The organism is Kitasatospora sp. NPDC002543 (assembly GCF_053594915.1).
This window is the reverse complement of the sequence record NZ_JBSFWR010000056.1, coordinates 36,710-52,363: the sequence shown is the minus strand read 5'-3', so window position 1 is coordinate 52,363 and position 15,654 is coordinate 36,710. Positions and strand designations below refer to the sequence as shown.

Annotated in this window: 14 protein-coding genes; 8 read left to right on the top strand and 6 right to left on the bottom strand. The window is 74.5% G+C overall.

Annotated elements, in window-relative coordinates; genetic code table 11:
- Positions 1 to 136: 136 nt before the first annotated feature.
- Positions 137 to 1,735, bottom strand: coding sequence for an alpha/beta hydrolase (locus tag ACWD4P_RS23020; RefSeq protein ID WP_449780866.1), 1,599 nt, complete (start codon positions 1,733 to 1,735; stop codon positions 137 to 139).
- 146 nt (positions 1,736 to 1,881) lie between these two features.
- Here ACWD4P_RS23020 and ACWD4P_RS23015 point away from each other — a divergent pair, with 146 nt between their 5' ends.
- The 3 genes from ACWD4P_RS23015 (at position 1,882) to ACWD4P_RS23005 (ending at position 5,982) form a co-directional block, all read left to right on the top strand.
- Positions 1,882 to 3,234, top strand: coding sequence for an MFS transporter (locus ACWD4P_RS23015; RefSeq protein ID WP_449780865.1), 1,353 nt, complete (start codon positions 1,882 to 1,884; stop codon positions 3,232 to 3,234).
- 164 nt (positions 3,235 to 3,398) lie between these two features.
- Positions 3,399 to 4,187, top strand: a complete 789-nt coding sequence (locus tag ACWD4P_RS23010; RefSeq protein WP_449780867.1) for an SAM-dependent methyltransferase — start codon at positions 3,399 to 3,401, stop codon at positions 4,185 to 4,187.
- Between the two features lie 169 nt (positions 4,188 to 4,356).
- The gene (locus tag ACWD4P_RS23005) at positions 4,357 to 5,982 is read left to right on the top strand and encodes a purple acid phosphatase family protein (RefSeq protein ID WP_449780864.1); all 1,626 of its coding nucleotides are present in this window, start codon (positions 4,357 to 4,359) and stop codon (positions 5,980 to 5,982) included.
- 78 nt (positions 5,983 to 6,060) lie between these two features.
- On the opposite strand, the gene ACWD4P_RS23000 is transcribed toward ACWD4P_RS23005, so the two are convergent.
- From ACWD4P_RS23000 to ACWD4P_RS22980, 5 genes are all read right to left on the bottom strand, one after another.
- A complete protein-coding gene (locus tag ACWD4P_RS23000) occupies positions 6,061 to 7,605 on the bottom strand; it encodes a cytochrome P450 (RefSeq protein WP_449780863.1) in 1,545 nt (514 codons plus the stop codon).
- Between the two features lie 112 nt (positions 7,606 to 7,717).
- Positions 7,718 to 8,338 (bottom strand): GTP-binding protein, encoded by a 621-nt coding sequence (locus ACWD4P_RS22995; protein ID WP_359831539.1) that lies wholly within the window; start codon positions 8,336 to 8,338, stop codon positions 7,718 to 7,720.
- Complete coding sequence (locus ACWD4P_RS22990) at positions 8,319 to 8,681, bottom strand: DUF742 domain-containing protein (RefSeq protein ID WP_359831541.1); 363 nt, start codon at positions 8,679 to 8,681, stop codon at positions 8,319 to 8,321. The genes ACWD4P_RS22995 and ACWD4P_RS22990 overlap by 20 nt, the downstream gene beginning before the upstream one ends.
- 78 nt (positions 8,682 to 8,759) lie before the next feature.
- Positions 8,760 to 9,146 (bottom strand): roadblock/LC7 domain-containing protein, encoded by a 387-nt coding sequence (locus tag ACWD4P_RS22985; RefSeq protein WP_181970384.1) that lies wholly within the window; start codon positions 9,144 to 9,146, stop codon positions 8,760 to 8,762.
- A 17-nt stretch (positions 9,147 to 9,163) separates the two neighbouring features.
- A complete protein-coding gene (locus tag ACWD4P_RS22980) occupies positions 9,164 to 10,927 on the bottom strand; it encodes an ATP-binding protein (RefSeq protein WP_449780862.1) in 1,764 nt (587 codons plus the stop codon).
- A gap of 602 nt (positions 10,928 to 11,529) precedes the next feature.
- On the opposite strand from ACWD4P_RS22980, the gene ACWD4P_RS22975 reads away from it, so the two are divergent.
- From ACWD4P_RS22975 to ACWD4P_RS22955, 5 genes are all read left to right on the top strand, one after another.
- Positions 11,530 to 12,465, top strand: a complete 936-nt coding sequence (locus ACWD4P_RS22975) for a class I SAM-dependent methyltransferase (RefSeq protein WP_359829810.1) — start codon at positions 11,530 to 11,532, stop codon at positions 12,463 to 12,465.
- Positions 12,449 to 13,156 carry a GNAT family N-acetyltransferase gene (locus tag ACWD4P_RS22970; protein WP_449780861.1) on the top strand — a complete coding sequence of 236 codons (708 nt, stop codon included), beginning with the start codon at positions 12,449 to 12,451 and terminating at the stop codon, positions 13,154 to 13,156. Before ACWD4P_RS22975 ends, ACWD4P_RS22970 begins: the two co-directional genes overlap by 17 nt.
- A gap of 84 nt (positions 13,157 to 13,240) precedes the next feature.
- Entirely contained in the window at positions 13,241 to 13,654 is a 414-nt protein-coding gene (locus tag ACWD4P_RS22965; RefSeq protein WP_449780860.1) for a hypothetical protein, read from the top strand.
- A 17-nt stretch (positions 13,655 to 13,671) separates the two neighbouring features.
- Positions 13,672 to 14,961, top strand: coding sequence for a histidine kinase (locus ACWD4P_RS22960; RefSeq protein ID WP_449780859.1), 1,290 nt, complete (start codon positions 13,672 to 13,674; stop codon positions 14,959 to 14,961).
- The gene (locus tag ACWD4P_RS22955) at positions 14,958 to 15,566 is read left to right on the top strand and encodes a response regulator transcription factor (RefSeq protein WP_359829814.1); all 609 of its coding nucleotides are present in this window, start codon (positions 14,958 to 14,960) and stop codon (positions 15,564 to 15,566) included. The genes ACWD4P_RS22960 and ACWD4P_RS22955 overlap by 4 nt, the downstream gene beginning before the upstream one ends.
- Positions 15,567 to 15,654: the final 88 nt, after the last annotated feature.

The window sequence follows — 15,654 nt, the reverse complement described above, 5'->3', positions numbered from 1 at the left end:
CTCATTTCAATTCCCTCCCACCCCCCCGCTCTCCCCTTTCGTCCCCCGCCCGCCCCCCCGCCCCGCCCCCCCCCCCCCCCCGGGGCGGGCCCCCCCCCCCCCCCGCCCCCCCCCCCCCCTCTCCGCGCTCCCGCGGTCAGTCCGTCGGGCAGTGGATGCCCGCGGCCGGGACGGTGCCGTCCACCAGGAAGGCGTCCACCGAGGCGCGGACGCACTTGCTGGCGCCGTACCCGGTGTGGCCCTCGCCGTCGCGGCTGATCAGGACGGCGTTGCCCAGCTCGGCGGTGAGCTTCTCGGCCCAGGCGTACGGGGTGGCCGGGTCGCCGGTGGTGCCGACGACCACGATCGGGGTGGCGGCCGCGGACTTGATCACGTGCGGCTTCTCGGTGGAGCGGGCCGGCCAGCTCCGGCAGTCCGGGTCGAACAACGCGGCCATCGGGTCGTGCTTGCTGATCACCGGGGCCTTGGCGGCGAGGTCGGCCAGCGCGGCCTGGAGCTGCTCCCCGGCCGGGGCTTCGGTGGCGCCGTCGGCGCAGTGGATGGCGGTGTAGGCGTCCACCGAGGGGCCGTAGCTGCCGTCCTTGTCGCGGCCGTTCATGCCGTCGGCGAAGGCGAGCAGGTCGTCGCCCTTGCCGCGGACCATCGCCCAGCCCAGCGCGTTGCGCAGACCGGTCCAGGCCTTCTCGCCGCCGTAGAGCCGGCTGACCACGCCGGTCCAGGCCAGGCTGGAGGTCAGGGTGCGGCCCTTCTCCGTCTTGAGCGGCTTGTCCTTGAGGCCGTCGAGGAACGCGGCGAGCTTCTGCAGGCCCTGGTCCGGGTCCTTGCCGAACGGGCACTCCTTGGTGACGCAGTCCGCGACGAAGGCCTTCAGGGCCCGCTCGAAGCCGGCCTCCTGCTCGATGTTGTGCTGGATCAGCGAGGTGGAGGCCGAGGTGGCGCCGTCCAGGACGAGCCGGCCGACGCGCTCCGGGAACTCCTCGGCGTAGAGCGAGCCCAGGTAGGTGCCGTAGGACAGGCCGAGGTAGCTGAGCTTCTGGTCGCCGAGGGCCGCGCGCAGCACGTCCATGTCCCGGGCGCTGTTGCGGGTGCTGACGAAGGGGAGGATCTGGGCGTACTTGGCCTGGCAGGCGTCGGCCAGCTGCTTGCCGTGGTCGTCGCCGGTCTGGTCGGTGCCCAGCCAGCCGTCCCGGACCTTGTCGTCCAGGCAGTTCAGCGGGCTGGTGCCGGCGGTGCCGCGCGGGTCGAAGCCGACGATGTCGTAGTGGTCGTGGAGCGGGCCGTCGAAGCGCTTCGGGTCGCCGGTGACCATGCCGACGCCGGTGCCGCCGGGGCCGCCGGGGTTGAGCAGCAGCGAGCCGATCCGCTGGTCGGCCCGGGTGGCCGGGTTGCGGACCACGGCGACGTCCAGGGTGCCGGCGGCCGGGGCGGTGTAGTCGAGCGGGACCTTGAGGGCGGCGCACTGGAGGGCCGAGGTGTCCTCGACGTTCCGCGGGTCCTTCGCACAGGCGCCCCAGCCGAGCTGCTGGCCGTAGAAGGTCTTGAGCGCCGGGTCGTCGGCGCCGGTGGGCTTGGCCGTCGGCGTCGGCGTCGGGGCGGCGCTCGGTGTGGCGGCGGCCGGGTTGCTCGCGGGGGCGGCGGCGGTGCCGCTCCCGCTGGTGCAGCCGGCCAGCAGGGCGGCGGTGGCGAGGGCTGCGACGGCGGCGGGCAGGGCGCGCCGAGGGTTTCGGGTGATCATGAAAGGCACGGCACAGGAATATCACCTGCCTGTCACACCAGTCACATGGGATTCTCATCCGCCTATCGGTGGAGGAGTCGGCGACGGCCTCCGGTCGGGCGCGCGGTGTGATTCCGCGCGGATCCGAACGGTGCCATGCTGAGGCCATGACAGAAAGCAGTGCGGTGGCACCGCTCCGTGAACAGGCGGAAACCGGCGGCCGGCGGCGGGAGTTGGCCGCGGCGACGGTCGGATCGGTCGTCGAGTCCTTCGACTGGAACGTCTACGCCGTCCTCGCGCCCTACTTCGCGGCCGACCTCTTCGGGCACGGCAAGCACGGCGTCAGCGGCGTCCTCGGCGCCTACGTCACCTTCGCCGTGGGCTTCGGCGCCCGACCGGTCGGCTCCTACCTGATCGGGCGGCTCAGCGACGGCCGGGGGCGGCGCTTCGCGCTCAGCCTCGGCATGGCGGTGATCGCCGCCGCCAGCCTCGGCCTCGCCGCCGTACCGGGCCAGCGCAGCATCGGGGTCTGGGCGGCGGTACTGGCCGTGCTCGCCCGGGTGGTGCAGGGCCTCGCCTTCGGAGGGGAGGCGCCGAGCGTGGCCGCGTACGTGACCGAGACCGCCCCGGCGCGGCACCGCTTCGCGTTCAGCTCGGTCTCCTACGGCGGCATCATCCTCGGCTCGCTGCTCTCCTTCGGCGTGCTCACCCTGCTGCTCCACACCCTCGGCAAGTCCGGTCTGGAGAACGGCGGTTGGCGGTGGGGCTTCGTGATCGCCGCGCTGCTCGGACTGGCCGCCGTCTGGGTGCGGCGCCGGGCGCCGGAGAGCGCGGAGTTCCACCGCGCCCGGGAGCGCTCCGCCCGCACCGCCCGCCCGCCGTTCCTGCGGACGCTGCGCGAACACCGCTGGGCGGTGCTCACCGTCTTCCTCAACACCCTGGGCGGGACGGTCGGTTACTACTTCGCTCTGGTCTACCTGCCGCAGTACGCCGCCGCCTACCACGTGATCGACAAGGAGGACGCGGCCTCCTTCATGACCGTGGTGCTCGGCGTGGTGCTGGTCACCATGCTGCTCACCGGCGCCGCCGCCGACCGCTTCGGCCTGCTGCCGGTCGCCCGGATCGCCTTCGTCCTGCCGATCCCGCTGGTCGGCGTCCTGCTGGCCGGGCTGCGCCAGGGCTGGCTGCCGTTCCAGGCCGTCGCCGTGCTGCTGGGGATGCTGGTGGCCACGGTGCTCGGCACGCTCAACGTCTTCACCGGGCTGCTGTTCCCGACGGAGGTGCGGGCGGTCGGCCTCGGCGTCGTCAACGCGACCACCATCGCCGCGTTCGGCGGGACCTTCCCGCTGCTCGCCGAGTGGCTGGGCGACCGGCACTGGCTGGGCGTCATCCCGGTGTACGTCACCGTCTGCACGGCCGGCCCGGCCCTCGGGCTGCTGACGGCGATGCGGGTGCCCTCCTTCGTGGCGGCGACGGGCCGGGCGGAAGCCTCGGTTCAGCGGACACCGGGAACCGCCTGACGGACAGTCACCGGTTGTGGTTGAGTGGTCCGGACCAACGCGGAGCGGGGAGGGCGAGCGTGGACACGGACGCATGGGGTTCCGACACGGCGGACACCGGGACGGCGGGCGCCGCCGTCTCCGAGAGCTGGCTCACCGAGGCCGACTACGAGGCGCCGCCCGAGGTGGACCTGCGCATCGACCGGGCGCACTCCGCCCGGGTCTACGACTACCTGCTCGGCGGCAAGACCAACTTCCCGGCCGACCGCGAGGTCGGGGACCGCGTCCTGGCCGAACTGCCCGGCGTGCGCGCGGACGCCGCAGCCGCCCGGGCCGTGATGCACCGGATGGTCCGCCGGCTCGCCGAGGTGCACGGCGTGCGGCAGTTCCTGGACGTCGGCACCGGCATCCCCACCACGCCCAACCTGCACGAGGTCGTGCAGGCCGTCGACCCGGCCTGTCGCGTGGTCTACGTCGACAACGACCCGATCGTGCTCGCCCACTCGCGGGCCCTGCTCACCAGCACCCCCGAGGGCCGTACCGCCTACGTCCAGGGCGACCTGCGCGAGCCGGAGCGGTTCCTCGCCGACCCGGGGGTGGCCGCCACCCTGGACCTGCGCGAGCCGGTCGCCCTGACGCTCGTCAACATCGTCCACTTCCTCTCCGACGAGGTCGCGCACCCGCCCGTCCGCAAGCTCCTGGACGCCCTGCCCGCCGGCAGCTTCCTCGCGCTCACCGCCGCGACCGCCGACCTCGCGCCGGAGCGCGCGGAGGTCGCCGACCGCCGCTACGCGGAGGCCGGGATCAGCCTGCACTTCCGCTCGCGCGAGCGGTTCGAACGCTTCTTCGCCGGGCTGGAGTTGGACGAGCCGGGCGTGGTCCTCGTCGACCGCTGGCACCCGGAGCCCGCCGAGGCCGCGGCCGCGGGCGAGGGCAAGGTCGGGCTGTACGGGGGAGTGGGCCGCAAGGAGTAGCCGGGCGCCCGCGCCGCGGCCGGATCCCGTTCGGTGGCCGGATCGAGTCTCCCGGTCGGCGCCGCCCCGACCATGCGATCGATCATCTCTGCCAAAACGATCGTCTTTACGTGCACATGTCATTAAAGTGACTGCCTGTCGAACCCCCCACTCGACAGGCGGAGTCCTCATGACCATTGCACGCAGGTCCATCCTCAAGGGCACCTCGGCGGCCGGAGCCGCCCTGGTGGCAGCGGGCACGACGGCGGCCGCGCAACCCGCGGCCGCCGCACCGGCCGACGACGCGCCCACCAGCCCACTGCTGTTGACCACCCCGCACCGCGCGGGCACGGCCGGAGTGGCCGGACTGCACCTCCAGTTCGGCACCGACGCCGGCACGGAGATGACGGTCTCGTGGATCAGCCCCCAGTCCGTGCGCCGCCCTCAGGTCCGGTACGGCTCGACGGACGGCGGCCTCGGCCGGGTCGTCCAGGCCGAGACCCGCACCTACCGGGACTCGCTCGACAAGGCCGAGGTGTACGTCCACCACGCGCGCCTCACCGGCCTGCGCCCGGGCACCACCTACCTCTACAGCGCCGGCCACGACGGGGCCACCCCCGAGACCGGCACCTTCACCACCGCCCCGCGCGGACGCGCCCCCTTCACCTTCACCAGCTTCGGCGACCAGGGCGCGCCCAACCTCCGCCGCCGGATCACCTTCCCCGACGGCATGCCCTCCCCGCTCGGCAAGTACCCGGTGTACATGAGCAGCCAGGTCGGCACCGCGGCCTCCGCCGACATCGTCACCGCCGTCGAACGCGTCGGGCCGCTGTTCAACCTCATCAACGGCGACCTCTGCTACTCCTCCTACGCCGGCCGCCACGGCCAGAGCCGCACCGCGACCTGGGCCGACTGGTTCATCAGCAACAGCCGGTCCACCCGGCTGCGGCCCTGGATGCCCTGCGTCGGCAACCACGAGAACGAGGGCGGCAACGGCCCGATCGGCGCGCTCGGCTACCAGGCCTACTACTCCCTGCCCGACTCCTCGGCCTCCTCCGACGAGGAGACCCGGGGCCTGTGGTACGCCTTCACCGTCGGCTCGGTGCGCTTCATCAGCCTCGCCAACGACGACGAGGCCATCCAGAACTCCGGCGACATCTATCTGCGCGGCTTCTCCGGCGGCGCACAACGGCGCTGGCTGGAGCGGGAGTTGCGGGTGGCGCGGAGCAGCAGGTCGATCGACTGGATCGTGGTCTGCATGCACCACCCGATGGTCTCCAGCTCGAAGCACGGCGCCGGCAGCGACCTCGGCCTCCGGGAGACCTGGGGCCCGCTGTTCGACGCCTACGGGGTCGACCTGGTGGTCTGCGGCCACGAGCACTACTACGAGCGCTCCCACCCCGTCCGCGGCACCCTGCCCAACGACGCCCGCACCCCGGTGCCGACCGGCACCCGCACCGACATGGTCGACACCGGACGGGGCACCGTCCACATGGTCATCGGCGCCGGCGGCAACGCCGCCACCACCCAGGACGACCTCTTCGAGCAGCCCAAGGGCCGGGTGGTCATCGGGCTGGAGGACCAGAAACCGGGGATGCCGTACCGGGAGTCGATCTGGCTCACCGAGGACGCGCCCTGGGCCGCCGTCCAGGACCGCACCCACCCCCACGGCTTCGCGGCCTTCGAGGTCGACCCGGGAGACCGGCGCGGCGGAACCACCACGATGAAGGTCACCTACTACACCTTCGACGGGCCGCACGCGGACCTCACGCCGGTGGACGTCTTCACCCTGTACCGGCGGCGGACCGACGGCTGAGCACGTGAGCGCCCGACCGCCCGACCGCCCGTCAGGCGGGCGGCCGGGTGTGCGTGCGTGCGGTCGGGCGGGCGCGGGTCAGGCGCGGAACAGCCGGATGAGCGCGTCCCACCAGCCGCGCCGCTGCGCGGGCACCGTCGGGCTCGCCGGGGCTGCCGGGGCTGCCGGGGCTGCCGGGGCTGCCGGGGCCGCCGGGCCCGCTCGGCCGTCCGGCTCCGGTGCGGCGGCCGCCCGCCCCTCGCCCGGCTGGCCCGCGTCCGTGCGCTCCGCCTTCGCCTGGTCGGCCTCCGCCAGCTCGGCCTCGGCCACCGAGACCGGGTCCGGCTCGATGTCGCGGGCGGTGAACTCCACCGGCAGCGCCGTCAGGTGCCGGGAGATCCAGGCGGAGCTCCAGGTCAGCTCCTCCTCCGGCACCGCGAGCCGGACGTCCGGCAGCAGGGTGAGCAGGATGTCGATCCCGGCCTCCGCGACGTGCCGCCCGATGTCCTGGCCGGGGCACTCGTGCGGTCCCGCGCCGAAGGACAGGTGGGAGCGGTTGCCGTACAGCGGGGCCGCCAGGTCGGGCCGGACCACCGGGTCGACGTTGCCCGCGGCCAGCCCGAGCAGCAGGAGGTCCCCGGCCTCGATCCGCTGCCCGCCCAGCTCGGTGTCGGCGGTCGCCCAGCGGCCGGCCACCAGGGACATCGGCGGGGAGTCCCAGAGCACCTGGTCCAGGGCCTCGCCCAGGGTCATCTGCCCGCCGGAGAGGTGGGCGCGGAAGCGCGGGTCGGTGAGCACCATCTTCAGCGAGTCGGCGATCAGGTTGACGGTGGTCTCGTTCGCGGCGAGCAGCACCACCCGCAGGTGCTCCATCACCTCGTCCTCGGTCAGCCCGGCCGGGTGCGCCAGCAGGCGGCTGGTCAGGTCGTCGCCGGGGCTGTCGCGCTTGATGGCGATGGTCCGGCGCAGACCGGCGACCACGTACTCGTTGCTGGCGATCGCCGTCTCGGTGCCCTTCATCAGGTCCCGTGCGGCGGTGACCAGTTGGGGCCCGTACTCGTCCGGCATGCCGAGCAGCTTGGTCATCACCAGCATCGGCAGGTGCTCGGCGAACTGGGAGATCAGCTCGGCCCGGCCGGTCGGCCCGACCACCTGGACCAGGTCGGTGGTGAAGCGGCGGACGTGCCGACGGATGCCCCGCCGGTCGAAGCCGTTCAGGCCGTCCAGCAGCGCGCCGCGCAGCCGGCGGTGCTCGTCGCCGTCCGCGAACACGCAGATCGGCTGCCAGGCGACCACCGGCAGCAGCGGGGAGTCGGCCGGGACCTCGTTGTTGCGGAAGGCGTTCCACCGGCGCGAGTCCCGGGAGAACAGCGTGGGGGTGCGCATCACCGTGATGTTGGCGCCGTGGCCGAGCACCAGCCAGGCCCGGTGGTCGCCGTGCAGCAGCACCGGGGCCACCTCGCCGTGCTCGGCGCGCAGCTTCTCGTACAGGCCCGCCGGGTCGGCCTCGGCCTCGGGGCCGTACAGGCGGAGCAGGCCGCCGGGGCCGGTCGGGGCGATGCCGCCGCCCGCGTGGGCCGGGCAGCCGGGCGGCGGGGCGGTGGCCGGGGCGGGGCCGGCGGGTTCGGGGAACGCGGTGGTCACGGGGTCTCCGGTCGCGGATGGGGGTCGGTGGCGGGCTTCGGGCTTCGGGCTTCGGTGACGGTCGTCGGCGATGGTCGTCGGTGTGACGGCCAGGTGCGGGGCGGCCGCGGGCTCAGCGGGCGGCGGACGGGGCGGCCAGCTCGTACAGGTAGTGCATCAGGGTCATCAGGGTGTCCCGGCTGGACTCCCGGCTGCGCGCGTCACAGCTGACGATCGGCACCTCGGCCGGCAGGTCCAACGCGCCGCGCAGCTCGTCGAGCGGGACGGACGGCGCCTCCGGGAAGCCGTTGACGGCCACCACGAAGGGCACGCCGCGCTCCTCCAGCCGCCCGATCACCTCGAAGCTGACCTCCAGTCGGCGGGTGTCCACCAGGACGACCGCGCCCAGGGCGCCCTCGAACAGGCCGTTCCAGAGGAACCAGAACCGCTCCTGGCCGGGGGTGCCGAAGACGTACAGCACGAGCCGCTCGCTGATGCTGATCCGGCCGAAGTCCATGGCGACGGTGGTGGAGGTCTTCTGCTCGACCCCGGTCGGGTCGTCCACCCCGACCCCGGCCTGGGTCATGGTCTCCTCGGTGGTCAGCGGCCGGATCTCGCTGACGGCGCCGACCAGCGTCGTCTTGCCGACACCGAAGCCGCCGACCACCACCACCTTGACCGCCGTGGTCACGCTGTCCGGCAGCAGGTCCGGGCCGGCCGGCCCGGCCACCGTGTCAGAGCCGTTGAAGTCCATGGATCACCGCCTCCAACAGGGCACGGTCGGGGAGTTCCGCCGCGGGCACGGCGGCGCTGCGGGCCTCGATCAGCCCGTCGTCGAGCAGGTCCGCCAGCAGCACGGTGACCACGCTGACGGGCAGCTCCAGGTAGGCGGAAACCTCCGCGACCGAGAGCGGGGAACGGCACAGCCGCAGGATCGCGGCGTGCTCCGGCTGATGGGCGGGGGTCGGCTCCGCGCCGGAGACGATCAGGGTGACCAGGTCGAAGACCCCCGGCCCGGAGGGGCCGCTGCGGCCCCGGGTGATGACGTACAGCCGGTCGGGCTCGGGGCCCTCCCAGCCGCCCTGCTCGGCCGTCATGCCGCCGCCTCACTGTGCTCGTTCACGTGACCGTCCCGCAGCCGGAGCCCGTGGAGACGGACCGGACCGGGGGCCGGTTCACGCGACCGCCTCGGGGTTGCGCGGCGGCGTGGACAGGTGCTCGCCGATCCGGGCGACCAGGTCGCGCATCTGGTGGCTGACCAGCCCGGCGTCCACGCCCTCGTCGGCGAGCACCGCGAGGTAGGCGCGGTCGCCCGCCGCCATCAGGTAGAAGTAGCCGCCGTCCACCTCGATCACCACCAGCCGCATCGAGCCGTCGCCGTGCGGGAACTCGTGGCCGATCGCGCCGGCCAGGCTCTGCAGCCCGGCGCAGGCGGCGGCGAGGCGGTCGGCGGTGTCCGGGTCGGTGCCGTACTGGGCGATCCGCAGGCCGTCGGCGGACAGCACGATCACGTGGCGCACGCACGGGACGCTGTGCGCCAGGTCGTTGAGGATCCAGTCCATGTTGTTACGGTGCGGAATCACTGCTCGCCTTTCCCTGCCGTCTCTTCACCGGTGGGCGCGGTGCCGGTGCGTCCGGTACCCGCCTGCCCGGCGTCCGTGGTGTGTCCGTGTTCCTGACCGGAGCCGCGTTCCTGCCCGTGTTCCTGCCCGGAGCCGTGGCCCTGTCCGAGGCCGACGCCGGGGCCGGGATCCGTGCCGGGGCCGGGCCGGGCGCCGGACACGGGGTGCGTGCCGGGGCCGGGTTGCGCGCCCGCCGGCCCGGAGGGGCTCGGGCCGGTGCCCTTGATGCCGTCCATGAACGCCTCCAGCCACAGGCCCGGCTGCTTCGGCTCCTTGGCGGGGCGCGGCGCCCGGTCCGGCGGCCCGGCCATCGGCCCGGTCGGCTGCGGCGTCGGCCCGGCGGGCTGCGCGGCGGTGCGCGCGGCCCCGCGGTAGCCGCCCCGGGGCACCATCGGGCGGCTCCGCCGGCGCTGCGGCAGACCGTTGGGCGTCCACTCGGTCACGATCACCTCGTCGTCCCCGGCGCCCGGGCCGGAGGGCCCCCAGGGGTTGGTCGAGCCGTAGGAGGGGCCGACGCCGGCCGAGGTCGTCCGGGTGCCCCACGGGCGCCCGGAGGCCGTGTGCCGGGACGGGTTCGCGGGCAGCGGGCGGGGGCCGGAGAAGGCGCCGATGCCGTGCGCCCGCCCGGTCGGCGGCGCGGTGGTCAGCAGCTCCTGCGGCACCACCAGCACCGCCCGCACGCCGCCGTACGCGGAGCGGCGCAGCGAGACCTGGAAGCCGTACGCCTGGCAGAGCCGGCCGACGATGGCGAAGCCCAGCCGGGGGGACTCGGTGAGGTCGTCGAAGTCCTTGGAGACCATCGCCTCGCGGATCGAGCGCTCGGCGCGGAACCGGGCCTCGTCGGTGAGGCCGAGGCCGCCGTCCTCGATCTCGATGGCCATCCCGCTCTGCACCTCGGAGGCGCTCAGGTGCACGTGGGTGTGCGGCGGGGAGTAGCGGGTGGCGTTGTCGAGCAGCTCGGAGACGGCGTGGATCAGCGGTTCGACGGCCGGTCCGGTCACCGAGATCTGGGCCACCGGGTGGAGGTCCACCCGCTGGTACTCCAGGATCCGGGACATGCCGCCGCGCAGCACGCTGTAGAGCGCGATCGGGCGGGTCCACTGGCGGCCGGGGCGGGCGCCGGACAGGACGGCGATGCTGTCGGCCAGGCGGCCGGTCAGCGCGTTGCCGTGGTCCAGGCGCAGCAGGTCGTCGAAGACCGCCGGGTCGTTGCCGTGCCGGTCCTCCATCTCCCGCAGGTCCTTGGCCTGCCGGTGGATGATGGCCTGCACCCGGCGGGCGATGTTCACGAAGGCCCGCTCGGCCGAGTCGCGCCGGCTGACCTCGTCGTCGACGGCCTTGGCGACCGCCTCGGCGACGGCCACCAGGGAGCGGCGGAACCTGGGCGAGACGGGTGCGTCGCTCTCCTCCAGCGGGCGGGTCAGGACGTCGAAGGAGTAGCCGTACCGGGCTCCGGCGACCACCCGGCGCATCTCCAGCCGGGCGAGCCGGTCCAGCTCGTCCTCCTGTGCGGCCAGGCGGCGTTGCCACTCCTCCACCTGCCGGGCGTGCAGGTCACGGGACTCGCCCAGCGCCCGCCCCCGGCGGGCCGACTCGGCGGCCACCACGGCCACCAGCACGGTGCCCGTAGCTCCGCACCACAGCACCCCGGCCCGGGCCCCGGCGGACACCGCCACCGCGGCGACCGCCACGGCCGCCGCCATCACGGCCGTCGGCAACAACCAGCCGAGCAGGGGCGCTCGGCGCCGTCTGGCGGGTGACGATCCAGCTCGAAGCATTCAGCATCCTCAAACGATCGGAACAGTACGGGGAAACGGGGGGACCGGCTCCGGAGGCGTGGTGGTGCAGCATAGCCAAGTTCAGGACATCCTGACCGAAAGTCAAAAATACCGTCCCGCAACCGACTTGTGGCAATCTGTCGGGCAACCCCGACATTTCGCACACCAGTCGCAGCCGGGAGCGGCCGCCGCCCTCCCACCAGGCTTCTCGTCCCGCCGCCCGCGCGCCGCCGACCCGCTCCGGATTCGCTCATGCGAAGGGTTTCCTCGCCAAGTCCCCGAACTTCGCGCCGAGTTCGTGCTACGTACGGCGACTCCGGTCAACCGGCAACGCGCCAATCACCCGGACGGGAATCCCCGGTCACACCCGGCACGCCGCACGGCGTCGGCCGGTGCCAGTGCGATCATCCGTGCCGAGTGTTGCTGGATCGAGGCGCCGGCCGTGCCGCGGGCGGGGCGCGCGCAGGGCGCTGTGGGCAACATCTGTTGCCTGTAGTGGCAATGGTTGTTGACGTTTCCGTCGACGGTCCGTACAGTGCCGGGCCATGGACATGGGCGATCTTGGTCGGCGGGTGGCGGAGGACGTGGCCGGTGGGGGCGGCGTCGACGGGCTGCGGAGGTTGTCGGGGGTGATCGAGGCGCTGGAGGAGCGGCGGACGGAGCTGGTGGAGGAGCTGAGGCGCGGGCGGGAGGCGACCTGGGAGGAGATCGGGCGGGCCTGCGGGATGACCCGGCAGGGGGCGACCAGGCGGTGGGCCGGGCGGCTGCGGGCGCGGTCGTTCGGGGCGGCGGTGGACGCGTACCAGCACGGGCGGCCGGGCTATCCCCGGGCGCTGGTCGGTTCGGCGGTGCCCCGGGAGGCCCGCAGGGTGCTCGATCTGGGCGCCGGGACGGGCAAGTTGACCGCGCTGCTGGTGGAGGCGGGCCTGGACGTGGTGGCGGTCGAGCCCGACGAGGGGATGCGGGCGCGGCTGTCCGCGGCGGTGCCGAAGGCGGCCGTCCGGGCGGGCTCGGCCGAGCGCATCCCGCTGCCCGACGACAGCGTGGACGCCGTCGTGGTGGCGCAGGCCTGGCACTGGTTCGACCCGGCGGCCGCGCTGCCGGAGATCGCCCGGGTGCTCGCCCCCGGCGGGACGCTCGCGCTGGTGTGGAACGTCCGGGACGAGTCCGAGCCCTGGGCGGCCGCCCTGGGTCTGCTGATGCACCGGTCGACGCCGCCGCGGATCGACACCCTGCCGCTCCTTCCGGCGCCGTTCGGGACACCCGAGCGGCTGGAGATCCGCTGGGAGCACGCCACCACCCCGGCGGGGATCGTCGACATGGTGGCCTCGCGCAGCTACGTGATCGCGCTCCCGGAGGACGAGCGGGTCCGCCTGCTGGCCGACGTCGAGCAGCTGCTGGCCACCCACCCGGACCTGGCCGGCCGAGAGGAGATCGCCCTGCCGTACGTGACGAGGTGCACCCGTGTCCGTCTCGGTTGAGCGCTCGGCGGCTGACCAGGCGACGGCCGGATGCCACCCGGTTGACCACGCGACGGCAGGGTGCCCGACGGCGGACCGCACGGCGGCCGGGCGCCCCCCGGGGGCCGTCCGGCTGCGCCCGCTGGGCGTCGCGGACGCCGTACCGTACCGGGCCTTCCGGCTGGCGGCGCTGCGCGAGACGCCGAGCGCCTTCACCTCCAGCCACGCCGAGGAGGCCGGCAAGCCGCTGTCCGCGACGCTGGACCGGCTGGCCGCGGCCGAGGCCGGGCCGGGCGTGCTGATCGGCGCCTTCGACGGTGCCGGTGAACTGGTCGGCACCGCCGGGCTGAAGGTGCCGCGCCGCAGCCAGGAGCGGCACAAGGGCACGCTGTACGGCATGGCGGTGGCGCGCGGCGCCGGTGGGCGGGGGATCGGCCGCGCGCTGGTGTGGGAGGTGCTGCGCACGGCGGCGCGGGACGGCGGGCTGCGGCAGGTGCTGCTGACCGTCTCGGAGGGCAACGAGCGGGCCCTGCGGCTCTACACCGCCTGCGGTTTCGAGGTGTGGGGGCGGGAGCCCCGGGCCGTCGTGGTCGACGGGCTGGCCGTCACGAAGCTGCACATGGTGTGCCTGCTGGACGCCGAACCGGCGGGAGAGGAGCCCCGGGCGTTCACAACGGCCCCGGACGGCGGCCCGCCGGCAACGGTCCCGTGACGGCGGCCCGCTGACAATTGTCACGGCGGGCCGGTGCGCGAACACACTGCCCCGGTCGGCGGGCCGGCGACCAGCATGGATGCCATGACCTCCACCGACCTGCAGCACCCCGACACCCGTCGTGCCTTCCGTACCGTGAGGTGGCTCGTGCTCGCCTACCTCGGCCTCAGCGTCGTCACTCTGGCGGCCGCCCTCGCTCTCCGCGACCACCACGCGATGGTCAACGCGCCGGTGCTGGTCCGCGGCACCATCGTCGTGGCCAGTGCCCTGTTCACCCTGCTGCTGACCGTCCGGGCCGCCAACGGTTCCCGCGGCGCGTTCCGGCGGCTGCGGATCGTCTCGGCCGTCATGCTCGTCGCCATCGCCGCGATCATCGCCCTGCCGGGGGCCTTCCCGGTGTGGATGAAGGTCGAGCAGGGGGTCTGCGGGCTCGCCCTGCTGGGTGTGGCCGCGGTCGTCAACGGGCGGCACCTGCGTAGCCTGTTCGCCGGGCTGTGAGGACGGGGGAGACGACGGTGAGCGAGCACGACCACTCCGGTGGAGGCCGGCGGAGCGCGGGCCGGGCGTCCGCGCCCTCCGCCCGGGAGCAGGGCGAGGCGAGCCCCGTCAAGCGCTGGGCCCGGGGGTGGCGCCGCCTCCTGCTGGGCAGCGGGATGATGGTCTTCCCCGCGCTCACCGCCGTCGCCATGAGCGGTACCGTCTCCGGGGCGGCCGCCGTCGCCGGATACACCGTGGTCGTCGCGTTCGGCCTCTGCCACGTGCTGCTGGCCCTCGCCCTCGGACGGGGCCGACGGCGCTGGGCGGGGCCGCTGCTCGCGGTGATGACGCTGCTGTTCCTGGCCGTGCTGCCGTTCGCCCACGAGGCCGCGTTCTTCCTCGCCACCGTGGTCGTCTCCGCGGTCGCGATCCAGTGGCGCCAGCACGCCGCCAAGGTGATCGCGGCCGGTACGGCGGCCGCGCTGCTGGTGCCGTGGGCGGTGCGCCCCTGGCACACCGGGCCCGGCGGATTCCAGGCCCTGGCCCTGCTGTTCACCTCGCTCACCTGTGTGGCCTTCGCGGAGATCGCCGCCACCAACGAGGCCCTGGTCGCCGCCCGCGCCGAGGTGGCGCGGCTCGCCTCGGAGGCCGAGCGCAACCGGATCGCCCGGGACCTGCACGACCTGCTGGGGCACTCGCTCACCGCGATCACCGTCAAGTCCCGCCTCGCCCAGCGGCTCGCGGGCAAGGACCTGGAGCACGCGGTGGCGGAGATGGCGGCCGTGGAGACGCTCTCCCGTCAGGCGCTGTCCGACGTCCGCGCCGCCGTCTCCGGCTACCGCGAGGTGACGCTCGCCGGTGAACTCGCCCGGGGCCGCGAACTGCTGCGCGCCGCCGGGGTGGTGGCCGACCTCCCGACGGCGGCCGACGCGGTCGCGCCGCGGGAGCGCGAGCTGTTCGGCTGGGTGCTGCGCGAGGGGATCACCAACGTCGTCCGGCACGCCCGGGCGGAGCGCTGCTCGGTGCTGCTCACCGCGACCTCCGTGGAGATCCGCGACGACGGAACGGGCGCCCGGAACGGAACCGGCGGAACGGACCGCACGGGCGCCGGCAACCGGCCGGGCGACGGCAACGGCACCGTCGAGGGCAAGGGCAGCGGCACCGGCGGCGGCAAGGGCCTGACCGGCCTGCGGGAACGGGTCGCCGCGGCGGGCGGTACGGTCGAGGCCGGCCCGCTCGACCCGCGCGGGTGGCGGCTGCTGGTGACGGTCCCGACGGGCGCGGCGCCGACCGGCAGGCCCGACTCCGCCCACGAAGGGACGCCATGACGATCCGCCTGCTGCTCGCCGAGGACCAGGAGCTGGTCCGCACCGCGCTGCGCACCCTGCTCGACCTGGAGGACGACTTCGCGGTGGTCGCCGCCGTCGGCCGCGGCGACCAGGTCGCGGAGGCGGCCCGGGAGCACCGGCCGGACATCGCCCTGCTCGACATCGAGATGCCCGGGCTGGACGGCCTGGCCGCGGCCGCCGTGCTGGCCCAGCAGGCGCCGTGGTGCCGGGTCGTCATCCTCACGACCTTCGGCCGCGCCGGCTACCTGCGCCGGGCCATGGAGGCGGGCGCGGTCGGCTTCGTGGTCAAGGACGCCCCGGCCGAGGTGCTCGCCGACGCGATCCGGCGGGTCGCGGCGGGGGAGCGGGTGGTGGACCCGGAGCTGGCCGCCGCCACCCTCGCCGCCGGCGCCTCCCCGCTCACCGCCCGCGAGCGCGACGTGCTGAACGCCTCGCGCTCGGGCGCCGGGGTGGCGGAGATCGCCGCGAAGCTCTACCTCTCCGAGGGGACGGTGCGCAACTACTCCTCCTCGGCCATCGCCAAGACCGGCACCCGCAACCGCGCCGAGGCCCTGCGGGTCGCCGACGAGCGCGGCTGGCTCTGACCGGCGGCCCGGTCCGGTCCGGCCCGGTCCGGTCCGGCCCGGCCGCGGTGCGGCCTGGTCTCGGCCTCGCTGCGGCCGGGCCCGGTGC

Excerpts from the sequence above, each read along its gene's own strand:
- ACWD4P_RS23020 (WP_449780866.1), bottom strand. The coding sequence starts at position 1,735 with ATGATCACCCGAAACCCTCGGCGCGCCCTGCCCGCCGCCGTCGCAGCC.
- ACWD4P_RS23015 (WP_449780865.1), top strand. The coding sequence starts at position 1,882 with ATGACAGAAAGCAGTGCGGTGGCACCGCTCCGTGAACAGGCGGAAACC.
- ACWD4P_RS23005 (WP_449780864.1), top strand. The coding sequence starts at position 4,357 with ATGACCATTGCACGCAGGTCCATCCTCAAGGGCACCTCGGCGGCCGGA.
- ACWD4P_RS22995 (WP_359831539.1), bottom strand. The coding sequence starts at position 8,338 with ATGGACTTCAACGGCTCTGACACGGTGGCCGGGCCGGCCGGCCCGGAC.
- ACWD4P_RS22990 (WP_359831541.1), bottom strand. The coding sequence starts at position 8,681 with ATGACGGCCGAGCAGGGCGGCTGGGAGGGCCCCGAGCCCGACCGGCTG.
- ACWD4P_RS22985 (WP_181970384.1), bottom strand. The coding sequence starts at position 9,146 with ATGGACTGGATCCTCAACGACCTGGCGCACAGCGTCCCGTGCGTGCGC.
- ACWD4P_RS22975 (WP_359829810.1), top strand. The coding sequence starts at position 11,530 with ATGGACATGGGCGATCTTGGTCGGCGGGTGGCGGAGGACGTGGCCGGT.
- ACWD4P_RS22965 (WP_449780860.1), top strand. The coding sequence starts at position 13,241 with ATGACCTCCACCGACCTGCAGCACCCCGACACCCGTCGTGCCTTCCGT.
- ACWD4P_RS22955 (WP_359829814.1), top strand. The coding sequence starts at position 14,958 with ATGACGATCCGCCTGCTGCTCGCCGAGGACCAGGAGCTGGTCCGCACC.